The sequence below is a fragment of the Dehalococcoidales bacterium genome, assembly GCA_030698765.1.
Taxonomy (GTDB): Bacteria; Chloroflexota; Dehalococcoidia; order Dehalococcoidales; family UBA2162; genus JAUYMF01.
Map to the genome: position 1 here is coordinate 1 of JAUYMF010000138.1, position 5,126 is coordinate 5,126.

At 55.3% G+C, this 5,126-nt stretch carries 5 protein-coding genes; all 5 read left to right on the plus strand.

Annotated features, from left to right (window positions below; translation table 11 throughout):
• Positions 1 to 1,032, plus strand: a 1,032-nt coding sequence (locus tag Q8Q07_06735; protein ID MDP3879980.1) for a hypothetical protein, incomplete at its 5' end; no start/stop codon positions are given.
• Positions 1,026 to 2,252: an ArdC-like ssDNA-binding domain-containing protein gene (locus tag Q8Q07_06740; GenBank protein ID MDP3879981.1), complete on the plus strand. Its 1,227-nt coding sequence runs from the start codon at positions 1,026 to 1,028 to the stop codon at positions 2,250 to 2,252. The genes Q8Q07_06735 and Q8Q07_06740, both read left to right, overlap by 7 nt.
• Positions 2,253 to 2,254: 2 nt before the next feature.
• Complete coding sequence (locus Q8Q07_06745) at positions 2,255 to 3,133, plus strand: hypothetical protein (GenBank protein ID MDP3879982.1); 879 nt, start codon at positions 2,255 to 2,257, stop codon at positions 3,131 to 3,133.
• Positions 3,130 to 3,390 carry a hypothetical protein gene (locus Q8Q07_06750; GenBank protein MDP3879983.1) on the plus strand — a complete coding sequence of 87 codons (261 nt, stop codon included), beginning with the start codon at positions 3,130 to 3,132 and terminating at the stop codon, positions 3,388 to 3,390. Before Q8Q07_06745 ends, Q8Q07_06750 begins: the two co-directional genes overlap by 4 nt.
• Positions 3,391 to 4,533, plus strand: coding sequence for a hypothetical protein (locus tag Q8Q07_06755; protein MDP3879984.1), 1,143 nt, complete (start codon positions 3,391 to 3,393; stop codon positions 4,531 to 4,533).
• The last annotated feature ends 593 nt before the right edge of the window (positions 4,534 to 5,126 follow it).

The following is a 5,126-nucleotide window of genomic DNA, read 5'->3' on the forward strand; positions in this document are numbered from 1 at the left end:
CGGAGCTCCATCGTCGCCGAAGGTCCGAGTAATCTGCACAAACCTATACGCCGCTTCAACCAGCTCATCCAGTACGAATTCGGAGACCGGGACTTTACCGAGGCGGTAGAGGCAGCGGGGCTGGAGCCGGCAGGAGCATCCAGGATCTTCGCCCGTGACATCTACATGAGGTCCATTAACAGCCCCTATAGCTACAATCTGTGGAGCTTTGAGCTTGCTCCCGACCGTCATGCCCCGAAGGATGAAGGGCACATGTGGGCGGACATCGGGCGGTTGTGGGCCTGTGTCACCAAAGTTGAGCACCTGAAGGTGTTTCTGCAAATGGTGAAGAGCCCCCCGCTGCTGGAAACAGAGGAGAGCTATAACGTGAACTTCAGTTCCTGGGACATGGGCATCGAGCCGGTGACCGACAGGGAATACGCCGAGTTCGTCCGCGAGAATGCCCCGGTATGGCGGGAAGCTTGGCACAAAGTTATGGGAGAGAACGCAATTATCCGCACCGAGGAGAAGTGGGACGGGCTGGTCAAGCATCTGGGCTACCAGTCGGTTTCTGTGCTGCATTCGGTCAGGGATACGCTTGCCAGGGCGATTACCACCGACAGGGAGCTTATCAGGGCCTCCCAGGAGCGGCTCAGGGAAGTGGAGATTGTCCCCGACGACCGCCTGGACCCGGTGCCGCTTACCCACCTCAAACTGGCCCGGGAGATAACCAAGAAGGTATTTCCCTACTCGCCGCCGGCTGGGGTATACGCTGCCAGTATTCCTCCAGCCAGCGACCGCACCCGGACGGCCGGACTGTACAGCACGGCCACGGGTGAGGTCTATATCGCTATGGAGCAGATGCCGAAGATGCGGAGAGTGATCGATACCCTGGTGCACGAACTGGCACATCACCGCCAGTACCGCCGCAGCGGTGAGGCCGACGATCTGACGCCCATCCACATGGAGGCGATGCAGGAGATTGCCGTCGAGGTGGTCAAGATTACCGCATTGAACGATCTCGATCACCTGTTCAAGGAGGTAACATGGTAATTTACCGACCGTTACAGGACCAGATGAATGATTTCATGCTCTTCGGAATGTCCATCCTCGTTATGGGATTCATCGCCGGCATAACGAAGTCCCTGGTAACCGATGAGCCGGAACCGGAGAAGAGATACGTGCCTATGACCGGAACGAAGAAACCGGCGGTCACCGTTGTCTGCCCCATCTGCGGTGAAGTTATCGCGGTGCCGGAATACAACTCAGTAACCAGGTCGGAGGCGTTGAAAAGGCACATTGATAAGCGGCACTCAACCATCGGGCTGCGCCCCCAGACCCTTCTTATCGAGGGCGGCGAGAGGGTACCGGCAGAGTACCGTGACCTCACCGTCTTCCTGCGAGACCCCTTACCGGAGTACAGCCTTATGACACTGCTGCCGGCGGTGGAAGTGGAGGCGGGAGAGAAGAAGATAGATGCCGTCATGAAGCAGCTCAAGGCCGGCGTCGAGGGTATCCAGGACAGCTACCAGTTCCGGCTCTTTCTTACCACTATGGCGAAGTTTCATGACTACTCCATTGGCAACCAGATCCTCATCATGCTGCAGAAGCCGGAAGCCACAAGGGTGGCTGGCTTCAACACATGGAAGGACTTGGGCCGATGGGTAAAGAAGGGCGAGAAGGGTATCGCCATCCTGGCGCCAGTATTACCGCCGAAGCCTAAGCTTGAGGAGAAGGAAGAGGAGGAGGAACTCAAGAAAATAGAGCTCAGCCCCGTCTACTTCAAAGTTGTTCACGTTTTTGATCTTTCCCAGACCGAAGGTGCCGAACTCCCTGAGTTTGAAGTGCCGGTACTCACTGGCGAGGTCAACGAGGAGCTTTTCGTTAGGCTGATGGACCGGATGAAATCAAGAGGTATCCGGGTGAGCTTCGAGTCCAGACCTCATCTTGAACCGGGGATAAAGGGGTTCTACACGCATGGTGAGATATGGGTACGTCCCGAGGAGCCGAGAGCGCAGCAGCTCAAGACACTGGTTCACGAAATAGCCCACTACTATTCTGAGGACGTCTTCCGGATACCACGTCAGGATGCCGAAACCATCGCCGAAAGCGCCGCCTATGTCGTTGGCGCCCACTACGGCTTCGATACCGGCGTCCGCTCTTTTCCCTATGTGGCTTTGTGGGCACGGGACAAGAAGGTGCTCGACCAGAACCTGAGCTCCATACGCCGGGTGGCCGGCACCATACTTGAGGAACTGGAGAAGGCAGGCTGACAATGGGCGGATTTCAAAACCAGGGTAATAACCCGGGATACATGCCACAGCAGACAGATGTTGTGGTCGAGATGGCCAGGTCATTGCAGGACGGGCAGGTGACTCCCTTAGAGACACAGAGGATAACGGATGCATGGCTGGCCTTCGGACTATCCCTGGCCTTCGGGACGGTTCTAGCGGTGCTGGTAAGGTCTATTATCGCCGAGGCGCTGGAGCCGAAACAGGAAGAGGTGGTCCAGCCGGTTATTGACTTCATGTTGCCGGATACGGAGGTCGACATCCTCGACAGGCTGATCAGAGAAAAGAGAAATGACCTCAACTGGGAGAAGTGGCCAGACGGAACGCTCAGCGACGCTAGAAAGTCGGTTTACAGGGACATCCTGGAAGGTTTCAATACCGTGGCCGAGGCGAAGGAGTACATTGAGGGACTACCCGAGGACAATGTCATCTTCACCACCCGGGGCGACGAGATATCCTTCTCCCTTATCAGGGCAATCATATCTGACATTGAAAGAAATCCCTGGCTGTCTCCATTCGGGACGGAGCGCCGGGAAAGAGGCCGGCAGCCGCTTCTCCTGCCGCTAATCATCAAATGCGCCTGGTGCGGTAAGTACCTGGGGGAGAAGGAGCCTTACGAGGATAAATCGGTAACACACGGGATATGTCCGGAATGCCTGGCGAAATATTTTCCGAAAAAAGATGGCTTGTCACCGCAAACCCACCACACCATTCCCCGGGATGAACTGAAACGGATCGCCGGGGAATATGGCTGGTGGGCAGCCAGGCAAGCCGAGGCTCTCTGTCCGTACGGCGACATCGCCTGCGTGGAAAGAGAAGCAAAGAGGCTATACGAAGTGATTAAACAAAGGAGAAGCACATGATCGCAACCCGGCGGAAACCATTCAGGACAGGCGCGTCAAAAGGTGTTACTCTGCCGAAGAAGTGCCGGATAGGAGAAACGGTAACGATGGCCTGCGGCGGAGGGCTGGCGCTTGTAGATCCTACCGGAGAGATACCGGAGGAAGACCTGATGCGTTTCTTCATTTTGTATGTGGTGCCGACATTCCGGGAATGGTGGAGACGGGAGCAAAGGAAGGGTGTACGCAAAAACCTGTCGGATTGGGAAGGAAGACTGTAGATGGTACTTGGACTCCGACCTCCTCACGGTGGCTTTGCCCGGGCTTTCGGCTGCGGCGTGTTCATCAGGGACTATCTCCTGGGGCTGGGCCCGTATGGTAGTCCGGCAATTGACCCGAGCAAGGGCTCGGCTACCCAGGATATCTTCTACCATTACAAGCTGGCGTTACACACCGCCTACGCTGAAGAGGCTGTTGACCGTGAGAATAAGCAAAGAATCGATGCGGGCAAGCCTATCTACTCATCTGAAGAATACACTGAGCGGGTTGTCCGATTCCTCAGACGGCTGCCTTACAAGCTGGTCAAGGCTCGCTATCACAGCTTCCAGAGGTATTTTCACTGGCTTAAGCAGCTGGAATGGGTAGAAAAAACCGGCGAAGAGGAGCGCTCCACGATGCAGGAAGAAACCGGTGACCATCCCGATTCCCATCCGCGCCGGCTCTACCGCCTTACCAGGAAGGGCATCGAGGCTTCAGATGACGATTGGTCTCATCCCCAGCGGGTGCTCTATCCACAGGTTGGCGACATGCCTATTGATGATTACTTCAAGGAAAAAAGGCAGGGACGGAAGTACATTCGTCAGAGAAAGGGCATGCGTTTCCTAAGACCGTTCACCGCCGGCCAGTTTCTCCGGGGCTATCTTCTCGGGCTGGGACCCGAGATCTCCCCGCAAATAGATCCCGATGAAGGCGACTATTCGGAGCATATCTTCTTCTACTACAAGGAGGCGCTGCGCCGGGCTTATGCCAGGGATGCCGTCGCCTGGGAGAATGAGCTGCGGGTAAGGAAAACTCAGGAGCCTTACATACAGGATGAATATGACGAGCGACTGGAGTGGCATCTGGAAAGAATACCCTATAAGCTCCACAGGGCACGCTTCCACAGCTTCTACCGCTATTTCCATTATCTGAAACAGCTAGGCTGGGTCGAACGGACTGGTCGAGAAGAGGAATCATATATCCAGAGTCTGGACTATCCTGATGCGCCGCCGCGTCGCTACTACCGCCTGTCAACAAAAGGCAAGGAAGCCCCGGAGTGGGAGTGGTACCGGCCGCAGTTGACGCTATACCCAAATTTCACACCGCAGTACTTCAGCCAGAAAAACAGTGAACGCCGAGACACTGGTTGGCCTGAGCCTAAGTAGGTAGGCGTAGTTTGGCTCATACAAAATCGGTAGCTCAATCTATTGGGCGTCTCATTCAATTGGCAGGTGACAGGTCAGCCTGATTAGAGGTCGAACATGGACGTGTAATGCTCATGCTCACTCCCGTCTCCCAAGTCAGTAGGCATTAACCGGTTGGCGAATCCCCTGATGCGCTCCAGCAGGGTTACCGCGGGCATTGCAGCGACGTTAGCGGCACCCCACCAAGAGGTAACGTAGGCGAAAAACTGTGAGTTCCTTTTTTGTTCTCCATGATAACAATCTGAGTAATCGCGACCTTGATTGGAGATATTAACCGGTGGGAGCCAATGCGAGTTGGCTCCCACCGTGTCATTCTAGACACCAAAAGTTCACAGTTTGACCAGCAAAAATAATAACTCTGGACCCACCATTTTGTTATCTCTGTGGGCCAACCAGTTTCTCCTCCCGAGAAAAAGCCGACAATTCGCGGTTAACTTCCTCGGAGTGTGTCCAGATTATGCCGTGTGGCCCGTCATTTATCTCTACGTATCGGCTTCCTTTGATGGCTTCATGCAGACGTCTTCCCGTAGCATCGACGGGTAGAATCCGGTCGG

Excerpts from the sequence above, each read along its gene's own strand:
- Q8Q07_06745 (MDP3879982.1), top strand. The coding sequence starts at position 2,255 with ATGGGCGGATTTCAAAACCAGGGTAATAACCCGGGATACATGCCACAG.
- Q8Q07_06755 (MDP3879984.1), top strand. The coding sequence starts at position 3,391 with ATGGTACTTGGACTCCGACCTCCTCACGGTGGCTTTGCCCGGGCTTTC.
- Q8Q07_06740 (MDP3879981.1), top strand. The coding sequence starts at position 1,026 with ATGGTAATTTACCGACCGTTACAGGACCAGATGAATGATTTCATGCTC.
- Q8Q07_06750 (MDP3879983.1), top strand. The coding sequence starts at position 3,130 with ATGATCGCAACCCGGCGGAAACCATTCAGGACAGGCGCGTCAAAAGGT.